At 65.4% G+C, this 20731-nt stretch carries 16 protein-coding genes; 8 read left to right on the top strand and 8 right to left on the bottom strand.

Annotated elements, in window-relative coordinates; translation table 11 throughout:
* The 6 genes from RN01_RS23530 to RN01_RS23505 all read right to left on the bottom strand — a co-directional run bounded on the left by RN01_RS23530 (position 1) and on the right by RN01_RS23505 (position 7715).
* Complete coding sequence (locus RN01_RS23530; protein WP_029700166.1) at positions 1-1551, bottom strand: glycine betaine ABC transporter substrate-binding protein; 1551 nt, start codon at positions 1549-1551, stop codon at positions 1-3.
* 81 nt (positions 1552-1632) lie between these two features.
* Entirely contained in the window at positions 1633-1980 is a 348-nt protein-coding gene (locus RN01_RS23525; protein WP_017515441.1) for a cupin domain-containing protein, read from the bottom strand.
* 10 nt (positions 1981-1990) lie between these two features.
* Complete coding sequence (locus tag RN01_RS23520) at positions 1991-5395, bottom strand: DNA translocase FtsK (protein WP_039016776.1); 3405 nt, start codon at positions 5393-5395, stop codon at positions 1991-1993.
* Positions 5396-5554: 159 nt separating this feature from the next.
* Positions 5555-6139: a DUF4136 domain-containing protein gene (locus RN01_RS23515; protein ID WP_035835081.1), complete on the bottom strand. Its 585-nt coding sequence runs from the start codon at positions 6137-6139 to the stop codon at positions 5555-5557.
* A 13-nt stretch (positions 6140-6152) separates the two neighbouring features.
* A complete protein-coding gene (locus RN01_RS23510; RefSeq protein ID WP_017515990.1) occupies positions 6153-6566 on the bottom strand; it encodes a DoxX family protein in 414 nt (137 codons plus the stop codon).
* A gap of 147 nt (positions 6567-6713) precedes the next feature.
* Positions 6714-7715, bottom strand: coding sequence for a LysR substrate-binding domain-containing protein (locus RN01_RS23505; RefSeq protein ID WP_024569765.1), 1002 nt, complete (start codon positions 7713-7715; stop codon positions 6714-6716).
* A 155-nt stretch (positions 7716-7870) separates the two neighbouring features.
* Between RN01_RS23505 and RN01_RS23500 the strand changes: the two genes are divergently transcribed.
* Together RN01_RS23500 and egtB are read left to right on the top strand one after the other, a co-directional pair.
* Complete coding sequence (locus RN01_RS23500) at positions 7871-8494, top strand: FMN-dependent NADH-azoreductase (RefSeq protein ID WP_017515215.1); 624 nt, start codon at positions 7871-7873, stop codon at positions 8492-8494.
* A 207-nt stretch (positions 8495-8701) separates the two neighbouring features.
* A complete protein-coding gene (egtB, locus tag RN01_RS23495) occupies positions 8702-9991 on the top strand; it encodes an ergothioneine biosynthesis protein EgtB (RefSeq protein WP_017515214.1) in 1290 nt (429 codons plus the stop codon).
* Between the two features lie 144 nt (positions 9992-10135).
* Here the strand turns inward: egtB and prpR are convergent, their stop codons facing one another.
* The gene (prpR, locus tag RN01_RS23490) at positions 10136-12127 is read right to left on the bottom strand and encodes a propionate catabolism operon regulatory protein PrpR (protein WP_080672774.1); all 1992 of its coding nucleotides are present in this window, start codon (positions 12125-12127) and stop codon (positions 10136-10138) included.
* 302 nt (positions 12128-12429) lie between these two features.
* Between prpR and prpB the strand changes: the two genes are divergently transcribed.
* The 5 genes from prpB (at position 12430) to RN01_RS23465 (ending at position 19858) form a co-directional block, all read left to right on the top strand.
* Positions 12430-13338, top strand: a complete 909-nt coding sequence (prpB, locus tag RN01_RS23485) for a methylisocitrate lyase (RefSeq protein WP_011516322.1) — start codon at positions 12430-12432, stop codon at positions 13336-13338.
* Between the two features lie 58 nt (positions 13339-13396).
* The gene (prpC, locus tag RN01_RS23480) at positions 13397-14554 is read left to right on the top strand and encodes a 2-methylcitrate synthase (RefSeq protein WP_011516321.1); all 1158 of its coding nucleotides are present in this window, start codon (positions 13397-13399) and stop codon (positions 14552-14554) included.
* Between the two features lie 96 nt (positions 14555-14650).
* The gene (gene acnD / locus RN01_RS23475) at positions 14651-17248 is read left to right on the top strand and encodes a Fe/S-dependent 2-methylisocitrate dehydratase AcnD (protein ID WP_017513413.1); all 2598 of its coding nucleotides are present in this window, start codon (positions 14651-14653) and stop codon (positions 17246-17248) included.
* 14 nt (positions 17249-17262) lie between these two features.
* The gene (gene prpF / locus RN01_RS23470) at positions 17263-18456 is read left to right on the top strand and encodes a 2-methylaconitate cis-trans isomerase PrpF (protein WP_017513414.1); all 1194 of its coding nucleotides are present in this window, start codon (positions 17263-17265) and stop codon (positions 18454-18456) included.
* A gap of 274 nt (positions 18457-18730) precedes the next feature.
* The gene (locus RN01_RS23465; protein ID WP_024569767.1) at positions 18731-19858 is read left to right on the top strand and encodes an asparaginase; all 1128 of its coding nucleotides are present in this window, start codon (positions 18731-18733) and stop codon (positions 19856-19858) included.
* A 21-nt stretch (positions 19859-19879) separates the two neighbouring features.
* On the opposite strand, the gene RN01_RS23460 is transcribed toward RN01_RS23465, so the two are convergent.
* A complete protein-coding gene (locus RN01_RS23460; RefSeq protein ID WP_008649687.1) occupies positions 19880-20320 on the bottom strand; it encodes a PaaI family thioesterase in 441 nt (146 codons plus the stop codon).
* Positions 20321-20478: 158 nt separating this feature from the next.
* On the opposite strand from RN01_RS23460, the gene RN01_RS23455 reads away from it, so the two are divergent.
* Positions 20479-20730 (top strand): DUF1289 domain-containing protein, encoded by a 252-nt coding sequence (locus RN01_RS23455; protein ID WP_008649688.1) that lies wholly within the window; start codon positions 20479-20481, stop codon positions 20728-20730.
* Position 20731: the final 1 nt, after the last annotated feature.

The raw sequence follows: 20731 nt of genomic DNA, 5'->3' as shown, positions 1-20731 counted from the left end.
TTACCCAAATTTCGCCATGCGTGCACGCTTTCGATCCCGCAAGTATTCGGCCAGACCAAAGCCACCCTGCACCACCAATGCCAGCAGCGCGGCCGGGATCGCGCCGCCGAGAAGCTGGGTGGCGTCGTTCAGCGCCAGTCCGGTCACGATCCGCTCGCCGTACCCGCCCGCGCCGACAAACGCAGCGATGGTCGCCGTGCCTACGCTGATGATGGCTGCGGTCTTGATACCGGCCAGCAGCACCGGCAGGGACAGCGGCAACTCCACGTACCAGAGCACTTGCAACGGCCGCATCCCCAGTGCCAGGGCAGCATCGCGCATCCCCGCCGGCACTTCCTGCAGCCCAGTGCACGCATTGCGCACGATCGGCAGCAAGGCATAGAGGAACAGCGCGACCAGTGCCGGCCAGATGCCGATACGGCCCAGCGCCGGTATCAGCATCGCCAGCAGCGCCAATGACGGGATGGTCTGCAACATGCCGACCAAGGCCAGCAACACCTGACCGAACCGGCGCCGGCGCGCGGCCACCACACCCAGCGGCACGCCGACCAGCGTGGCGGCCCCCACCGAGCCGCCGACCAGCGCCAGATGTCGGGCAGTCAGGCGCCCGGTCTCCGCGTTCGTCAGCATCGCCGCCAGGTTGTCGCGCTGATCCGATCTCGCCACACCGTTCGCCGATACCCCCGGGTGCCCGGACAGGAAATTCCGGGCCACAGCAGAGAACGTCTTCCCATCGACTTCCGCTGCCGCATTCATGGCGATCATGTCCTGCGTTCCGATGGTGCCAGCCAGACGCCGCAGTGCCTGCCACGCCGCCGCATGACGCATCGGCACGTCGAGCCGGTAGACGATCACTGCCTCGTAGCGCGGGAACACGCGCTGGTTGTCCTCAAGCACGCGCAGGTGGTACTTGCTGATCTTGGCATCAGTCGAATAGATATCGGTCGCGTCGATCTGTCCGTGCGCCAATGCCTCGTAGGCGAGGCCATGATCGATCCCCGCTGGTCGCTGAGGCAATCCATACGCGCGCTTGAGCGCGGGCCAGCCATCGGCACGGCCAAGAAACTCGTGCGACAGGGCGATCCGCAGGTCCGGTTGCCCCGCAAGGTCGCCAAGCGCGCGCAGGCTGACTGGCTGGGCATCGGAGACCGCGATCGCATAGGTATTGTCGAAGCCGAGCGCGATGGCCGCGCCCAATCCCATCGGCGCCAGCGCGGCGTTGATCTGCTCCAGCGTGGCGGTACCCGGCAGTCTCAGAATCTCGCTGGCGAGCGTGCCGGTGTAGTCCGGGTATAGGTCGATGCTGCCGGCCTGGAGCGCCTGGAACACGATGGCGGTGTTGCCCAGCCCCGGCAGATAGCGCACCGCGCCGTGCGGCTCGGCAACCTGCCTCAGGATCTCACCCAGAATGTAGGACTCGGTAAAGCGTTTGGAACCGATGCGCAGCGTGTCGGCGCCGGCAGCCGGACCACAGGCCATGACCAGCAGCACTAACAGCGCGCCAAGGAAGCGGCATTGCCGGAGGGCGAACCGCGTAAATGAATGAAACAAGCCGAAGCCTCCGCTCGGTGATGTCCCCCCATCATAAGGGCATCCGGCAAGCGCCGCGGCAGATCAGGTGTGTCAGGCGGATCAGGTGGCCGCCGGGGAGACGTGGATCGCCAGCCAGATGGTCGGCTGTGCCACGTCGGTCCTCGCCACGCGGTGGCGGCAGTGGGCCGGCAAATGAAGCCAGTCGCCGGCGCCCAACGTGTGCGTCGTGCCGTCGTCGACTTCCACGGCGGCGCTGCCGCTGATTACGAGCACCCACTCGTCGTCGGTGCTGTCGTACCAGAAGTCGGGCGCGCTGGCCTGGCCGTTCGAGACGATGCGCTCGATGCGCACCCGTCCCGCCGCCTGCCATTCCATCAGATCGGCAAAGATCTCCGCCGATGCGTGAACTGGTACGTCTCGCAGCAGATTGCCGGTGGTCGCCGTCATCGTCAGTTCCTTAGTCGGACGGCCCCGGCGCCAGCACTTCGCGCGTGCCGTTGCGGCCCATCGGGGATACCAGCCCCGCCGCTTCCATCTGCTCGATAAGGCGCGCGGCACGGTTGTAGCCGATGCGCAATTGCCGCTGCACGGCGGAAATCGACGCGCGCCGCGATGTCAGCACGAACTGGGCAGCCTCATCGTAGAGCGGGTCGGACTCGCCGTCGCTGCCGCTGTCGCCGAACAGATCCGCTGCGCCTTCGGGCGCGTCGCCTGCCAGGATGGCCTCGTCGTAGTCAGGCTCGCCGAACTGCTTCCAGTGTTCGACCACGCGATGCACTTCCTCGTCGGCCACGAATGCGCCGTGCACGCGCTGAGGATAGCCTGTGCCCGGCGGCAGGAACAGCATGTCGCCCTGCCCCAGCAGACTCTCGGCGCCCATCTGGTCCAGGATCGTGCGCGAGTCGATCTTCGAAGACACCTGGAACGCCACGCGGGTCGGGATATTGGCCTTGATCAGGCCCGTGATTACGTCCACCGACGGCCGCTGCGTGGCCAGGATCAGGTGGATGCCGGCCGCGCGCGCCTTCTGCGCCAGCCGGGCGATCAATTCCTCAATCTTCTTGCCGGCCACCATCATCAGATCGGCCAGCTCGTCGATCACCACCACGATCAGCGGCAGCGTGGACAGCGGCTCAGGCGCATCCGGCGTCAGCGAGAACGGGTTCGGCACCTTCTGCCCGGCGGCTTCCGCCACGCGGATCTTCTGGTTGTAGCCCGCCAGGTTGCGCACGCCGAGCGCCGACATCAGCCGGTAGCGCTTTTCCATTTCACCGACGCACCAGTTGAGCGCGTGCGCGGCCTGCTTCATGTCCGTGACCACGGGTGCCAGCAGGTGCGGAATGCCCTCGTAGACCGACAACTCGAGCATCTTCGGGTCGATCATGATCAGACGCACGTCTTCCGGCGTGGCCTTGTACAGCATCGACAGGATCATGGCGTTGACGGCCACCGACTTGCCCGAGCCGGTCGTGCCGGCCACCAGCAGGTGCGGCGCGCGCGCCAGATCGGTCACCACCGGGTTGCCGGTGATGTCCTTGCCCATGGCCAGCACGAGCTTCGACGCGTGCGCCTGGAAGGCTCCGCCATTGACGATTTCGGACAGGCGGATCATCTGCCGCTTCGCGTTCGGCAGTTCCAGACCCATGCAGGTCTTGCCTGGAATCGTCTCGACCACGCGAATCGATGTCACGCCCAGCGCGCGGGCCAGATCCTTCATCAGGCCCACCACCTGCGCGCCGCGCACGCCCATCGCCGGGTCGACTTCGAATCGTGTGATGACCGGACCCGCGCTGGCCCCGACCACGGACACCGGCACCTTGAACTCGGCCAGGCGCTGGGCGATCAGCTCGCCGGTCTGCTCTAGCCGCTCCTCGGACACCTGCTCGGCGTTCTCGTCTGCCGCTTCCAGCAGGCTGGTGCCCGGCAGGCGGTAGTCGACGATTCGCGGCGCTGGCGGCGCAGGGGGCGCTGCCAGGGGTGACGGCGGCACAGGCGCGGCCATCACCGGGGCAACCGTCGCCGGCGCCTGGGCGCCAAGTGCCACCGTCCGCCCGACTACGGCCGGCAGGACGATGCGTGGCTTGGGCGTTGGCTGGACGAAGGTGTTGGCATCCACCACGGCGGACGGGTCGTCGGCCTGGCTATCGTCGGCCTGATTTTCGCCCTCCCCTGCTTCCTCCGCTGCCGCCTGCAATTCGATTCGGGATTCGTCAGACTCGGGATCGCCAGCATCGGCCGCGGGGGTGCTTGCTTCGTCGCTGGCCGGGACGGCCTCGGCGAGGATCGCTTCGGTGGTCTCTTGTTCTGCGGTTGCGGTTGCGGTTGCGGTTGCTGTTGCGGCTTCGGCTTCGGCTTCGGCTTCGGCTTCGGCTTCGGCTTCGGCTGGCGCCTCATCGATGGCTTCCGCTTGGGTGATCTCCGCCTCGGCCATTGAAGCCGCCACGGCCAGCTGGATCGCCATGTCGTCGGCATCGCCGTGCTCGGCTGGCACGTCCGGGACGTCAGCCAATGCCGGCTCCGCGACCGGTGCCGGCAGCGCCTCGGCTTCCATCGGCGCGGCTTCGGGCACTGCCTCTGCCACCGGCGAAGGCTCCACTGCCACCGATGGCTGCACGTGCCGGCCAGCCAGCGCCTGCAATTCGGCCAACAGGGCCAGCGCCTCGTCGCGAATCGCGTCCATTGTCACGGACGATTCCGGCATTTCGCCAGACGCCTCGGATCCGCCGTCCACTGCGGACGTTTCCAACGCAGCGGGCGCATCCTGACGTTCGACGGCAAGGTCGTCCGCGACAGCCGCAACAGCCGCAATATCTATCGCCTGTTCGACAACCTCCGCCGTGGCAGCCGGGGCGACGGTAGCTGCCGACGCGGCCACCGTGGTCGCAACCGCAGGCTCGGGCAGCGTGGTAATTGCCGAGCGCAGGCCGAGCTGCGGATTACGGAACGGGCTGCTGACAACCGTCGCGCGCGGTGCTGCCGGCTTCGGCGCAACCGTGGCTTCCGCCTTCGCCTGGACCGGTGCGGCAGCGGCGGGACGGGCGGCCGTCGGCACAGGGTTGGCCGCGCGAGGCGTGGGTGGCGTTGTGGAAGGCTTCTGAGCGGAAGACGGAGCAGGCTTCGGCGTCACCGGCGTCACCGGCGTCATCGGCTTCACCGCGCCTGGCGCCTCGGCATGATGCAGCCAGATCTCGCCCGGTTGCGGGGGCGACTCACGCGTGCGGGGCGGCGGTTGCCACGCGGGCTGACGGCGGGCGGAAACCGCCTCGATACCTTTCTGGCGCGTCTGCGTGGCCTGCCAGCCGCCGGCCGACTGCGCCGGCAGCGACGTGGTCTCCCAGCGCTCGACGGAATCACGCGGTGAAGCCTGCGGCGCCGCGCTATCGCTACGGAAATCGCCGCGCGGTTCGCTGCGCGCGTCGTGACGGGAATCTGTTGTACGAGTGCTGCCTCGTGATTCGAATCGGGAATCGGCGCGCGGCTTCGTCCGGGTGTCGCCCCGGTCCTCGTCACTTTCCACGCGCGGCTTGCGCAGCAGGAACAGGCTGCGCCATGTCTCGCCGAACACCATGGGCGCGGTCAGGCCCAGCACCGCCAGCATCATCAGCAGCGCGCCGGTCCAGCCGAGCATTCCGGACACCACGCCGGCCAGCGCGTGCCCGACGGCACCGCCCGCGGTCTCGCCTTCGCCGCCAGTCAGCGATTCAAGCGTGGCGCTGGCACCCAGCACGAGTACCGTGCCAAGCAGCACGCGCAGCGAGCCACGACCAAGCAGCCGCCGCTCGCCAGCCAGCACACGCCCCACTGTTTGCCATACGAGCGGCAACAGCCACAAGGTCGACAATCCGAACCAGCCCAGACCCATGATCAATTTGACACGTTCAAAACTACGGGCAGCGATTGTAGCGGGTCTGGCTCTGGTGCCATGCGCGAATTTGTGACGCGATGTCGCGGAAAGCGCCGAATTTGGTGAAAAAAGATGGTGACGCTGCGATGAAGGTGCGCGGCGCCGGGTAGCGACGCGTTACTGCGCCGCGCGGAACGGATACTTGAGGAAAATCTGCGTCACGACCTTGTCGATAGCCTGCTGGCGGGTCTGCGGGTCCACGTCGCTGGCATCGCCCTGCGCCACGCCCTCCCAGACAAGCTGGTTCCTCTGCGCATCGACGATATCGATATTCAGCGTGCCCTCGGTGTAGGTGTAGGTATCGCTGTAGAACCCGTAACCGGGCCATGGCGCATAGAGACCGCCGCGATACGCGTAGTAGCCGGCGTATCCGGGCGGCGGCATCGGGGCCGGGTTGCTGACGACTTTCTCGCGCAACTGCGCGTTAAAGTTGACCAGCAAGTCGGGCAGATGCGCCGCATACCGATAGCCGCGCGCCGACATCTCCCGCTCGACCGCCGTCTTCAGGTATTGCGTAGTCAGGCTCTCGTACCCGCTGCGGTCCGTGCCAGGATGCGCCACGAACCCAAACGTCCGGTACTTCGAGAAGTCGTTCGCATGGTTGTAGTCGACACGAATATCAGGGCCAGTCGCGCAGCCTGCCAGCGACACCAGCACCACCGCCCAGGGCGCGGCACGACGAATTCCACCAAAACTCAGCATCGCGGTGCCTCCGTCAGTTCCACCTGCCATCGATACCGCCGAAGCTCAGACGTCCGGCACCGAGCAGGGCCACGGCGAGCGCGCCCGCCAGATACATCCCCTGCAACTCCAGCGCCCAGCCACCGGTTGGCGCCATTTCCATGAGTTGTTTGGTGTGGACGAGCCCAAACGCGAAGAGCATGTTGACGACGACGATCAACGCCGCCGCCCGGCTCCACAGACCAACGATCAGGAGGATGGGGGCCAGCACCTCGCCCACGTAGACCAGATAGGACAGCTCCACCGGCAGGCCGGCGTCGGTGACCACCTTCACTACGAAACCCGGGCCAGCCATGATCTTCGAGATACCGTGCAACAGAATCAGCACCCCCAGCACGATACGAAGTACGGCTTTGCCAAGATCCTGCGATCCTTGCGAGTGACTCATTTCGACGGCTCCTTGCATTGGACGATGCGGTATCACATGGAACGCATGTGACCTGTACTCCCTACATTAGGTCGTGCTGGCGTGAAGGTAAAGGCGCAGCACCGTACAGGTTGCCCGCTGTCGGGACTGTCGGAACTGTCAGGACTGTCAGGACGCCTCCAGCTCCTTCGCCTTGCCGCCGGCGCGCTGCGCAGGTTCGGTCGGTGGCGCCACGTGCATTCCCAGGCTGACGTTCGGAATCATCCCCATCTTGCGCGCGCATTCGGGCAACACTTCGCCCAGATAATCGAGAAAGCGGCGCAATGCGGGCGTTACACCCTGCCGCGACGGAAAGACCGCGTGCAGCACCCCCATCGGCAAGTCCCACTGCGGCAGCAGTACTTCAAGCTCCCCGCGCTCGACTTCATCGCGACAGTACATGCTCGGCAGCAGCGCCACGCCGACGCCGGCAACTGCCGCTTCCCGCAGCAGCGCGAACTCATCGGAGATGAGCTTTGGGTCGTAGCTCACATGGACCTGCTCACCGGTCTTGCTGACGAGCGGCCACACATGCTTACCATCATGAGGCTTCTGGTTGACGCCGGGCATCCCTTCCAGCGCCTGGGGCGTGCGCGGCCGGCCAATGCTGTCGAGCAGTGCCGGGCTGGCCACCAGCCGCAACTCGCTCTTGCCGAACGTGCGCACCGCCAGGCTTGAATCCTCCAGCACGTTTCGCACGCGCAGGGCGAGGTCGAATCCCTCCGCGATCACGTCGACGCGACGGTTGGTGGCTTCGACTTCAAGCTGGATGCCGGGGTTGGCCCGCATGAAATGACCGATCGAAGGTGCCAGCAGCACCTGTGCAATACCGACCGGGCAACTGATTCGGAGAAAGCCTCCCGGCTGGTCGCGAGCATGTTCGATCACTTCGCGGGCGGCCTCCGCCGCATCGAGCATTTCGCGGCAGCGGGCATAGTAGGCTTCACCAAGCGGCGTTACGCGCACTTGTCGTGTGGTCCGGCGGAGCAATTGCACACCCAATTCCTTTTCGAGCTGTGCAATCCGGCGGGAAAGTCGCGATTTCGGCACGCCGGTGGCCCGGCTTGCCGCTGAAAAGCTGCCGTGCTGCACCACTTGGGCGAACAGCGACAAATCATTGAGATCCTGCATGGCGGGCTCCTTCAAGGCGGGCAACGGCACGTAGGCGGCGAGGCGCATGCCGTTGCAGCGATAGAACAATCATTTGCATTTTGCCTCACTACCGGCACCAATGGGGAACCTCTATCTTTCAGCCATCCAAACCGAATTCCCAAGTGGAGCCAGACATGAACATCCTGCAAATCGATTCGAGCGTACTGGGCGACAACTCCGTATCGCGTTCCCTGACCGCCAGCATCGTGGCCGACCTCGTTGCCAAGAACCCCGGCGCCAAGGTAACCGTGCGCGACCTGGACAAGGAAGCCCCCGCCCACCTCGGCAACCACCTGCTGCCGGTGCTGGGTGGCCCGAAGGACGGCCTGAACTCCGTGCAGCAAGCCGAACTCGAGCGCACCGAAACGTTCCTGGCCGAATTCATGGCTGCAGATGTGCTGGTGATTGGCGTCCCGCAGTACAACTTCAGCATCCCGAGCCAGCTCAAGGCCTGGATCGACCGCATCGCGCAAGCCGGCCGCACCTTCCGCTACACCGCCAACGGCCCTGAAGGCCTGGCAGTCGGCAAGCGCGTGATCGTGGTGTCGTCGCGAGGCGGCGTGCGTCAGGACGCCAACACGCTGGACCTGCACGAAGTCACCATCGATGCGGTGTTGCGCTTCCTCGGTATCACCGACATCAGCATCGTCCGCGCTCACGGTCTGGCCATGGGCCCCGACGCGCGCGAAGCCGGTCTCACGACTGCCCGCTCGCAGATCGCCGCGCTCAACGACGCCGCGCTGCGCGCCGCCGCCTGAGCCTGACAGTCTCTCCCTCTCCGTGTAGTTCCCGGCGCCCTCCCCGGTGCCGGCGATCCTTGAGACAGGTGCCTCCCCCAGGCACCTGTTTTTTTGTGGGTCTCGCAAACGCCCACCTGCGTCAAACTCCGATGGCCTTGCCGCTCGCCCCGACATGCGGATGGGTCTATGATTGTTCGACATTTGCCGCGCCTTCCAGGAGTCTGCATGACCTCAGCCCTGCTGCCTGCCGCCGCCAGTCATCCACCGCAAGAACCCGCCCTGCTCAGCCAGTACCGTCATGTGCGCAGCGCCACGGAAGCGATGGTGGCGGACCTGTCAGATGCTGACGCCACCGTGCAATCCATGGACGACGCCAGTCCAGCGAAGTGGCATCTTGCCCATACCACCTGGTTCTTCGAGGAGTTCGTGCTATCCGCCCGGCTGCCCGATTACGAGCCGGTCGATCCGCAGTATCGCTATCTGTTCAATTCGTACTATGAAGCGGTCGGCGCGCGCCACCCGCGTCCGCGCCGCGGCCTGCTGACCCGCCCGTCGCTCGATGAGGTACTGGCGTATCGCGAAGCCGTCGATGAAGCGATGGAATCGCTACTGATGCGGGCCCAGACCGACGACGAAGCGGCGTTGATCACGCTTGGCCTGCATCACGAGCAGCAGCATCAGGAACTCCTGCTGACCGATATCCTGCACCTGTTCGCGCAGAATCCGCTGCGCCCGGCCTATGCGCCGACGCTGCCGTCCCCGGTTATCGCTGACCCCCGCCCCGCGCCAGAGTGGATCGCCTTTCCGGGCGGCGTGGTGACGATCGGCCACAGTGGAGACGGTTTCGCATTCGATTGCGAGGGCCCGCGCCACCAGGTACTGCTGCAGCCATATCTGCTCTGCTCGCACCCGGTCAGCAACCACCAGTGGTTTGAATTCATCGAGGATGGCGGCTACCAGTCGACCGGCCTGTGGCTCTCCGATGGCTGGCGCTGGGTCTGCGACAACCAGATCGAAGCCCCCCTGTACTGGGAAGAGCGCGATGGCACGTGGTGGCAGATGACGTTGCGCGGAATGCAGCCCGTCGATCCGGACAGCCCGGTCACGCACGTGAGTTTCTTCGAGGCCGACGCGTTCGCGCGCTGGGCGGAGCGCCGCCTGCCGACCGAAGCTGAATGGGAGCACGCGGCGCACAATCTGCCCGCCACCGGCAATTTCGCGGAAGGCCGCGCGCTACGTCCCCTGCCCGATCGTCAGAACACGGCCGGCTCCCTGCGCCAGATGTTCGGCGACGTTTGGGAGTGGACAGGCAGCGCCTTCCTGCCCTATCCCCGCTTCCGGCCACGCGAGGGGGCCGTGGGCGAGTACAACGGCAAGTTCATGAGCAGCCAGATGGTGCTGCGCGGCGGTTCCTGCGTCACCGCCGAATCCCATATCCGCGCGAGCTACCGCAACTTCTTCTATCCGCACCAGCGCTGGCAGTTCACTGGGGTGCGACTTGCGGACGATGCCTGACGCTTAAGCCAGTCCCTTTCGGTCTTTCCTGTCGTCTTTTTATCGGCCTTTCAAGACCTTGGACGTTTAGTCCAAATTATTGGTGGCGAATAATTCTGGCAGTTAATTGCGAAATAACGGACTTCATGAAGGACCGGATGTCGATCACTCCTCGCGCAACCGTCTCCAAAGTGTTGTCGGACTGATGCCTAGCTGCGCGCAGGCCGCCGCGCGGTTACCGCCGCAATCGGCCAGCACACGGCGGATATGCTCGGCCTGGCTTGCCTTGGCCACCCCTGCCAGCGATTGCGCGGGCGCGCCGTCGGACATTTCGATGGCCGTCCCGTGATCACCAGAAAACAGTTCTGGCACCGCCGCCTGCAACTCCCGCTGCAGCGCCACAGGTGTCAGGTTCGCGCCAGCCACAAGCACTGCAATCCGCTCGGTCACGTTTTCGAGTTCGCGAATATTCCCCGGCCACACGTAGCGCGCCAGCCGTGCCCGCACGATCGCGGGTAGCGGTTCCCCATCCGACATGCCAAGCCGTTCCTGCGCGCGCCGGTAGAGCAGTTCCGCCAGCACGGGCAGGTCTCCCGCGCGGTCGCGCAAAGGCGGCATCTCGATGCGGAGGATGTTCAGGCGGTAGTAGAGATCCTGGCGGAACGCCCCATCGCGCACCAGCGCAGCCAGGTCGCGGTGCGTGGCGGCGATCACGCGCACATTGACCGGCACGGCCTCGATCGCGCCGATCGGCAGCACCTGTTTCTCCTGCAGCACACGCAGCAGGCGCGTTTGCAGCGCCGGCGGCATATCGCCGATCTCGTCGAGGAACAGCGTGCCGTTGTGCGCCGACTCGAACAGGCCGGCCTTGCCGCCGCGCCGGGCGCCCGTGAACGCCCCCTCCTCGTAGCCAAACAGCTCGGATTCGAGCAGTGTCTCGGGGAAGGCCGCGCAGTTGACCGCCACGAAGGGAAAGGCGCGGCGCGGACTCGCGTCGTGCATCCCCTGCGCCAGCACTTCCTTGCCGGTACCGCTTTCGCCGCTGACCAGCACGGTCGAATCGACCATCGCATAGCGCCGCGCCAGCGCACGCAGATCGCTCATCGCCGGCGAATCGCCCGCCAGGTCGTCCAGGCTGTAACGCACGCCCGCCGCCCGGGCGCGCGTGCGCGAGCGCAGGTTGCGGTCCGCGCGGTGAATCGCGTTGGCGTCCTGGATCGTCAGCACGGCGCCTGTCGTGCCGGCCTCGCTCATGATCGGAATCCGGTTGACGACCACCATCTTGTCGCCCAGCCGATGGATTGCTTCGAGCTCGCGCGCGCCGCTCTGCATCACGCCGTCGAGGGACAGTCCGGGCGCCAGCGTGGATAGCTTGCGACCCACCGCAACCCCGGCAGGCGTGCCGAGGAATCGCTCCATCGCCGGATTGAACGCCTGCACCCGCCCCTCGCCGTCGACCGCAGCCACGCCTTCGTTCAGGTGGGCAAGAATCGTGTTCACGTATTCGCGTCGCGTGGATTCGATACGACGCAACCGCGCGGCCTCGATCGCATCCTCCAGCGCCAGCCGCACGGCATTGCCCGAGTAGAGAAACACGCCGACGAGCCCGTACTTGTCGGCCATGTCTGTCACCAGGCCCGGGCCGACCACCACGCGCACGCCCTCCTCCTTGAGCGCCCGTACACGTGCGGTCGCATCGTCCTCGGTCAGATAGGTGTAGCGCGGGATATCGAGCGAGAAGGCCCGCACGAACTCGTCGACCTCGGCGTAGGTGGAGGCATGCGTCACCAGCGCCACCTTCGGCGAAATACGCCGGGCGGTGGCTAACGCGCTCATGACGTCGAAGCCGGTCACCTTGACCAGCACCACCGGCACGTCGACATGCTGGCGCAGGTAGGCGCCGTTCGATCCGCCCGCCACCACCACGTCGACGCGGTTCTCCCGTGCCTCCCGGTTGATGGCGCTGGCCGCGGCTTCGAAGGCACGGCCAACGATCCGGAATTCCGCCCGGCCCGCGTAGGCCGGAATCAGTTCGGCAAAGGCGCGAGAGAGACGGCTGATGCCCATGGCCCAGATCCTCGGGCGGGCGCCAGGGGCGACGGGGCCAGCGGGGTTGAGGGAAATCGGCTGAGGAACAGTAGGGTGCGACGGTGTCATGGAACAGCTTCCAACGCGGGCGTATAGTCGATCTGGATTCTGCACCGGCCAGCCCGGCATTTCAACTTTGAAATGCGTGAATTTCAAAACCGAACACTGGAATGCCATCGGCGCCACTTTCCGGCATGGGCCGCGCACTGCACCCACATGGGATAAACCACTGATCGATAAGGAAAAATCGTCGAAAATCGGGCTCGACCGACACCTGCCGCAAGCATCACTTGGCAGCTGGCACACCCCTTGCGCCATAGGGCCGCCCTGTCCCGACAGGTTTCAGCATTCACGAATAACGGATTCACGCCATGACCTTTACCGCCACCGAACTCGCCCGCTCCGCCGGCGCACGCTTCCGCCAGGCCCTGATCGATGAAAGCCCCCTGCAGATCCCGGGCACCATCAATGCCAATCACGCGCTGCTGGCCAAGCGGGCCGGTTATCGCGCGATCTACCTGTCGGGCGGCGGCGTGGCCGCTGGCTCGCTGGGTCTGCCTGACCTGGGCATCTCGAACCTGGACGACGTGCTGACCGACATCCGCCGCATCACCGACGTGTGCGACACGCCACTGCTGGTCGACGTCGACACCGGCTTCGGCGCCTCGGCATTCAACGTGGCCCGCACCACGCGCTCGCTGATCAAGTTCGGCGCAGCCGCCATGCATATCGAAGACCAGGTCGGCGCCAAGCGCTGCGGCCATCGTCCGAACAAGGAAATCGTCACCAAGGGCGAAATGGTCGACCGCATCCGTGCCGCCGTCGATGCCCGCACCGACGAGAACTTCGTCATCATGGCCCGCACCGACGCCCTGGCCGTCGAAGGCCTCGACAGCGCGATCGAACGCGCCGTGGCCTGCGTGGAAGCCGGCGCCGACGCCATCTTCCCCGAGGCGATGACCGACATGGACATGTACCGCAAGTTCGTCGATGCCGTGAAGGTGCCCGTGCTGGCCAACCTGACCGAATTCGGCGCCACGCCGTACTACACGCTGGACGAACTGCGCAACGCCGGCGTTGCCATGGCGCTCTACCCGCTGTCGGCGTTCCGCGCCATGAACAAGGCGGCCGAGAATGTCTTCCAGGCGATCCGCCGCGAGGGCACCCAGAAGAACGTGGTCGACACGATGCAGACGCGCGCCGAACTGTACGACCGCATCGGCTACCATGACTTCGAGCAGAAGCTCGACGCGCTCTTCGCACAAGGCAAGGGCCGCTGATCCAGCACCCACCGCCATGACCGCACGTAAACACACCAAGCTTAACCAGGAGACCCAAATGTCCGAAGCCCAACCGCTGGCCACCCCGAAGCCCAAGAAGTCCGTTGCCCTGTCAGGTATCGCCGCCGGCAATACCGCACTGTGCACCGTGGGACGCAGCGGCAATGACCTGCACTATCGTGGCTACGACATCCTTGACATCGCCGACACCTGCGAATTCGAGGAAATCGCTCACCTTCTGGTCCACGGCAAGCTGCCGACCAAGTCCGAACTGGCCGCCTACAAGGTCAAGCTGAAGGCACTGCGCGGCCTGCCCGCCAACGTGAAGGCCGCCCTGGAATGGGTGCCGGCCAGCGCCCACCCGATGGACGTGATGCGCACTGGCGTATCGGTGCTGGGCACCGTGCTGCCGGAAAAGGACGACCACAACACCCCGGGCGCGCGTGATATCGCCGACCGCCTGATGGCCAGCCTGGGCTCGATGCTGCTGTACTGGTACCACTACAGCCACAACGGCCGCCGCATCGAAGTGGAAACCGATGACGACTCGATCGCCGCCCACTTCCTGCACCTGCTGCACGGCGAAGCCCCGTCGAAGCTGTGGGAACGCGCGATGCAGACCTCGCTGATCCTGTACGCAGAGCACGAGTTCAACGCCTCGACGTTCGCCTGCCGCGTGGTGGCTGGCACGGGCTCCGACATGTACTCGGCCATCTGCGGCGGCATCGGTGCGCTGCGTGGTCCGAAGCACGGCGGCGCCAACGAAGTGGCCTTCGAGATCCAGAAGCGCTACGACACGCCGGACGAGGCAGAAGCCGACATCCGTCGCCGCGTGGAGAACAAGGAAGTGGTGATCGGTTTCGGTCACCCCGTGTACACGATCTCCGACCCGCGTAACGTGGTGATCAAGGAAGTGGCGCGCAAGCTGTCGAAGGACGCCGGTTCGATGAAGATGTTCAACATCGCCGAGCGCCTGGAAACGGTAATGGCCGACGCCAAGAAGATGTTCCCGAACCTGGACTGGTTCAGCGCGGTGAGCTACCACATGATGGGTGTGCCGACCGCGATGTTCACGCCGCTGTTCGTGATCGCCCGTACCTCGGGCTGGGCCGCACACGTGATCGAGCAACGGGTCGACAACAAGATCATCCGCCCGACCGCCAACTACACCGGCCCGGAAAACCTGAAGTTCGTGCCGATCGAAAAACGCGCCTGATTCGATACCCAGGCACGCAAGATCCGCAAGAAAAACGTGCCGCCGTCCGCGCCCCAGGGCGCGCCGGCCGGCGCGAAACAGTCCTCACACGACGCCATGAACACTGCATTCCGCAAGCCGCTACCCGGCACCAAGCTCGACTACTTCGATGCGCGTGCCGCGGTCGAAGCCATCTCCCCGGGCGCTTATGACAAGCTGCCCTACACGTCGCGCGTGCTGGCCGAGAACCTCGTGCGCCGCTGCGACCCCGCCACGCTGACCGCATCGCTCAAGCAACTGATCGAACGCAAGCGTGAGCTCGATTTCCCGTGGTTCCCGGCCCGCGTGGTCTGCCACGACATTCTGGGCCAGACCGCGCTGGTGGACCTGGCCGGCCTGCGCGACGCCATCGCCGATCAGGGCGGCGACCCCGCCAAGGTCAATCCGGTGGTGCCGGTGCAACTGATCGTCGACCACTCGCTGGCCGTTGAATGCGGTGGTTTCGACCCCGATGCGTTCACGAAGAACCGCGCCATCGAGGATCGCCGTAACGAAGACCGCTTCGATTTCATCAACTGGACCAAGAAGGCGTTCCGCAACGTCGACGTGATCCCGCCGGGCAACGGCATCATGCACCAGATCAATCTGGAGAAGATGTCGCCCGTGATCCACGCCGACCACGGCGTGGCCTACCCCGACACCTGCGTCGGCACCGACAGCCACACGCCGCACGTCGACGCGCTCGGCGTGATCGCGATTGGCGTGGGCGGCCTGGAAGCCGAAAACGTGATGCTCGGCCGCGCCTCGTGGATGCGCCTGCCGGACATCGTCGGCGTGGAGCTGACCGGCCGTCGCCAGCCTGGCATCACCGCCACCGACATCGTGCTGGCCCTGACCGAATTCCTGCGCAAGGAAAAAGTGGTTGGCGCGTACCTGGAATTCCGTGGCGAAGGCGCTTCGTCACTGACGCTCGGCGACCGCGCGACGATCTCGAACATGGCCCCCGAGTACGGCGCCACCGCCGCCATGTTCTTCATCGACAACCAGACCACCGAATACCTGCGACTGACCGGCCGCGACGAGGCACAGGTCCAGCTCGTGGAAACCTACGCCAAGACCGCCGGCCTGTGGGCCGACGCGCTGACGAAGGCCGAGTACGAGCGCGTGCTCCATTTCGACCTGTCCACGGTCGTGCGCAATATGGCCGGCCCGTCGAACCCGCACAAGCGCCTGCCGACCTCCGATCTGGCTGCCCGCGGCATCGCCGGCAAGTGGGAAGAAGTGCCGGGCCAGATGCCCGACGGCGCCGTGATCATCGCCGCCATCACCAGTTGCACGAACACCAGCAACCCGCGCAACGTGATTGCCGCTGCCCTGCTGGCGCGCAACGCCAACGCACGCGGCCTGACGCGCAAGCCCTGGGTCAAATCGTCGCTGGCGCCGGGATCGAAGGCCGTGGAGCTTTATCTGGAAGAAGCCAACCTGCTGCCCGATCTGGAAAAGCTCGGCTTCGGCATCGTGGCGTTCGCCTGCACGACCTGCAACGGCATGTCCGGCGCGCTCGATCCGAAGATCCAGCAGGAAATCATCGACCGTGACCTCTACTCCACGGCCGTGCTCTCCGGTAACCGCAACTTCGATGGCCGTATCCACCCGTACGCGAAACAGGCGTTCCTGGCATCGCCGCCGCTGGTGGTGGCCTACGCCATCGCCGGCACGATCCGCTTCGACATCGAGCGCGACGCGCTGGGTACCGATGCCGACGGCAAGCCGGTGTACCTGAAGGACATCTGGCCGACCGACGAAGAGATCGACCTCATCGTCAAGCAGAGCGTGAAGCCCGAGCAGTTCCGCAAGGTCTACGAGCCGATGTTCGCGCTGCAGGCGGAAAACGACACGTCGATCAGCCCGCTCTACGACTGGCGCCCGCAAAGCACGTACATCCGCCGTCCGCCGTACTGGGAAGGCGCGCTGGCCGGCGAGCGCACGCTGCGCGGCATGCGTCCGCTGGCGGTGCTCGGTGACAACATCACCACCGATCACCTCTCGCCGTCGAATGCGATCCTGCTGAACAGCGCGGCCGGCGAGTATCTGGCCAAGATGGGCCTGCCGGAAGAAGACTTCAACTCGTACGCGACGCACCGCGGCGACCACCTGACCGCGCAACGCGCCACATTCGCCAACCCGACGCTGATCAACGAGATGGCCGTGGTCGAAGGTGCGGTCAAGAAAGGTTCGCTGACGCGCATCGAGCCGGAAGGCAAGGTCGTGCGGATGTGGGAAGCGATCGAGACGTACATGCACCGCAAGCAGCCGCTGATCGTGGTGGCCGGGGCCGACTATGGCCAGGGCTCGTCACGTGACTGGGCCGCCAAGGGTGTGCGTCTGGCCGGCGTGGAAGCCATCGTCGCCGAAGGCTTCGAGCGCATTCACCGCACCAACCTGATCGGCATGGGCGTGCTGCCCGTGGAGTTCAAGGCCGGTGAGAACCGCGCCACGTACGGCATCGACGGCACGGAATCCTTCGACATCATCGGCGCACGCAAGCCGCGCGCGGAACTGACGCTGGTCATCCACCGCAAGAACGGCGAGCGCGTGGAAGTGCCGGTGCTGTGCCGCCTGGACAGCGACGAGGAAGTTTCGATCTACGAAGCAGGCGGCGTGCTGCAACGCTTTGCGCAGGACTTCCTCGAGTCCTCGCGCGCGGCGGCCTGACGGGAGACTGACGAATGGCACATGTACCCCAAATCAGGATTCCCGCCACCTACATGCGTGGCGGCACCAGCAAAGGCGTGTTCTTCCGCGTGCAGGACCTGCCAGAGGCTGCGCAGGTCCCGGGCAAGGGGCGTGACGCGCTGCTGATGCGCGTGATCGGCAGCCCCGATCCGTACGGCAAGCAAATCGACGGCATGGGCGCGGCCACCTCGAGCACCAGCAAGACCGTGCTGATCTCGAAGAGCACCCGCCCGGACCACGACGTCGACTATTTGTTCGGGCAGGTGTCGATCGACCAGCCGTTCGTAGACTGGAGCGGCAACTGCGGCAACCTGTCGGCGGCGGTCGGTCCGTACGCGATCAGCAACGGCTTCATCGACGCGGCGCGCATTCCCGAGAATGGCACCGTGACGGTCCGGATCTGGCAAGCGAACATCGGCAAGACCATCATCTCGCACGTGCCGATCACCAACGGCGCGGTGCAGGAAACGGGCGACTTCGAGCTCGACGGCGTCACGTTCCCCGCAGCCGAAGTCCAGCTCGAGTTCATGGACCCGGCCGCCGAGGAAGGCGATGACGGTGGCGGCGCGATGTTCCCGACCGGTAACCTCGTCGATGACCTCGAAGTGCCGGGCGTCGGCACGCTCAAGGCCACGATGATCAATGCCGGCATTCCGACGATCTTCGTCAATGCGGAGGCCATCGGCTACACCGGCACGGAACTGCAGGAAGCCATCAACGGCGACCCGAAGGCGCTGGCGATGTTCGAGACGATCCGTGCCTATGGCGCCAAGCGCATGGGCCTGATCCGCGACATCGACGAAGCCGCGCGTCGCCAGCACACGCCGAAGGTGGCGTTCGTGGCGAAGCCGGCGACGTACACGGCATCGAGCGGCAAGACCGTCAATGCCGGCGACGTGGACCTGCTGGTGCGTGCGCTGTCGATGGGCAAGCTGCACCATGCGATGATGGGCACCGCCGCGGTGGCCATCGGCACGGCGGCTGCAGTACCGGGCACGCTGGTGAACCTGGCGGCAGGCGGCGGCGAACGTGAGGCGGTGCGGTTCGGCCACCCATCCGGCACGCTGCGTGTGGGCGCGCAGGCCGTCCAGTCCGATGGTGAATGGACCGTGACGAAGGCCATCATGAGCCGCAGCGCACGCGTGTTGATGGAAGGCTGGGTTCGCATACCGGGCGACGCGTTCTAAGCGCGTACAGACGGAAGGTCCTCGCTGCTTGAACGAAGCGGCATCCTCTCTGGCAGAGGATGCCGCTTTGTCTTTTCAGGCATACGTATGCGGCTGTGCCCCTGCTGGTGCAGTTGTCGACGCAACACCGGGGCCTCGGTATAGTGCACGCTCCATTCTTGGCAACGACCGCTGGAAAACCCTGCGGCGCTTGACGAGTGGAATCCATGAATCGAAAACCTGCGGCTCTCGCGCTTCCACAAGACGCGCGCCGTTCGCCGATATGAGGAGAATCATGCAACGCACTGCCCGTCTCAAACCCTTGGCCGCCCTGCTGCTTTCGGCCAGCCTGTTCACTGGCGTGGCTCACGCCCAGCTCAGCCCCGCGCCGGCCGCCAGCGCCAATGCGCCGGCAGGCACGACCGCCGAAGCACGCAAGGCCAACATCGTCATCATCGGCACCGGCGGCACCATCGCCGGCGCGGGTGCTGCCGCCACCAATACCGCGGCCTATCAGTCCGCCGTGGTGCCGGTCGACAAGATCATCGCTTCCGTGCCGGAGATCTCGAAGATCGCCAACGTCAAGGGTGAACAGGTCTTCCAGATCGGCTCCGAGAGCTTCAACAACGAGCGCCTGATCAAGCTAGCCAAGCGCGTCTCCGAGCTGCTCAAGCAGCCCGACGTCGACGGCATCGTGATCACGCACGGCACTGACACGATCGAGGAAACCGCATACTTCCTGAACCTGACGCTCAAGAGCGACAAACCCGTGGTGGTGGTCGGCTCGATGCGCCCGGGCACCGCGCTGGGCGCCGATGGCGCGCTGAACCTGTACGACGCCGTGCTGGTAGCGTCGAACCCCGCCTCGAAGGGCAAAGGCACGCTGGTGGTGCTCAATGACGAGATCCAGACCGGCCGTGACGTGACGAAGACCAACACGTTCAAGGTCGAGACGTTCCGCTCGCCGTTCGGCCCGCTCGGCTACGTGGTGGAAGGCCGCACGCTGTATTTCCGCCTGCCGGCCCGCCCGCACACGACGCAGACGGAGTTCGACATCGACAAGATCGACAAGCTGCCTGAAGTGGCCGTGGTCTACGCGTACGGCAACATGAATCCTGCCGCGATCGATGCCGCGGTGAAGAGCGGCGCCAAGGCCATCATCTTCGACGCCACCGGCAATGGCAGCGTCGGCGACTACATGGTCGAACCGCTCAAGGCCGCCCGTGCCAAGGGCGTGTTCATTGTGCGTGCCTCGCGCACGGGCAGCGGTGTCGTGATCCGTAACGGCGAACAGCCCGACGACAAGTACGACTGGATCGTCACCGACGACCAGATCGCGCAGAAGGCTCGCATCCTGATGGCGCTGGCACTGACCAAGACCAACGACCCGAAGGCACTGCAAGAGATCTTCTGGAAGTACTGATCCTGGTGAACCTGGTGTGAACTAGATCAGGGCCGTGCTCATCAATGCCTTGGCAACGAGCACGGCCTCGGCATCGCCCTCCGCATAGACCGAGACCTCGGTCGCCACCTGCCGTTTGCCACGGCGAATCACCTCGGCCACGGCCCGCAGTGGGGCTGCCCGCGCCGGCGCCAGATACTGGATCGACAGCGAACCCGTTGCCCCGGTCTTGACGACATCCAGATCGACCTTCGAGAACGCGGCCGCCGCGCCCGCCACATCGATCAGCGTTGCGATGACGCCCCCATGGACGATATCGCCAACAGTGATGTTCTTCATGCTGAATGGCAGCAGCATCTCCACGCGCTCGGCAGCAAGCGCATCGAGCCGAATACCCAGCGCTTGCGCCACCGGCGAGGCGATCAGCACCGACTCGATCATTGCGGCATTGCGCGGGTCGACAGCGTTGGCAGACTCGGACATCGGCAATCTCCCGGTAATCAGGTCAGGTGCGGTGGAAACATGACCCATCAAGCGTAGACGGGTGACCAGCCAACCACAATGACCTCGGGGGTAATTCCGGATCGGACAGGCGTTTATAATGTGCGGCCAGTCGTTCCTGTCGCCGTCACTCCGTCTTTATGCCCGTCAACCCGTCCGCGTCACTTGCCCCGTCCGCCACCGTCGATACCGATGGTCAGGCGAAGTTGAGCGATCGTCCGGACAGCCCCTGCATCGGCATCTGCTCGACCTTGTTCGACGAGATCTGCCAGGGCTGCGGCCGCACGGCCGCCGAGGTCAGCAACTGGGTGTTCTATTCCGACGAGGAAAAGCAGGTGATCTGGGAGCGGATCACCCGCGAAGGCACGGCGCGTCGGTTCCAGCCGGATTGAC

This window comes from Cupriavidus sp. SHE, from assembly GCF_000812445.1.
Lineage (GTDB): Bacteria > Pseudomonadota > Gammaproteobacteria > Burkholderiales > Burkholderiaceae > Cupriavidus > Cupriavidus metallidurans.
Note: the sequence above shows the minus strand (reverse complement) of the source record. Positions and strands in the feature narration are given on the sequence as shown.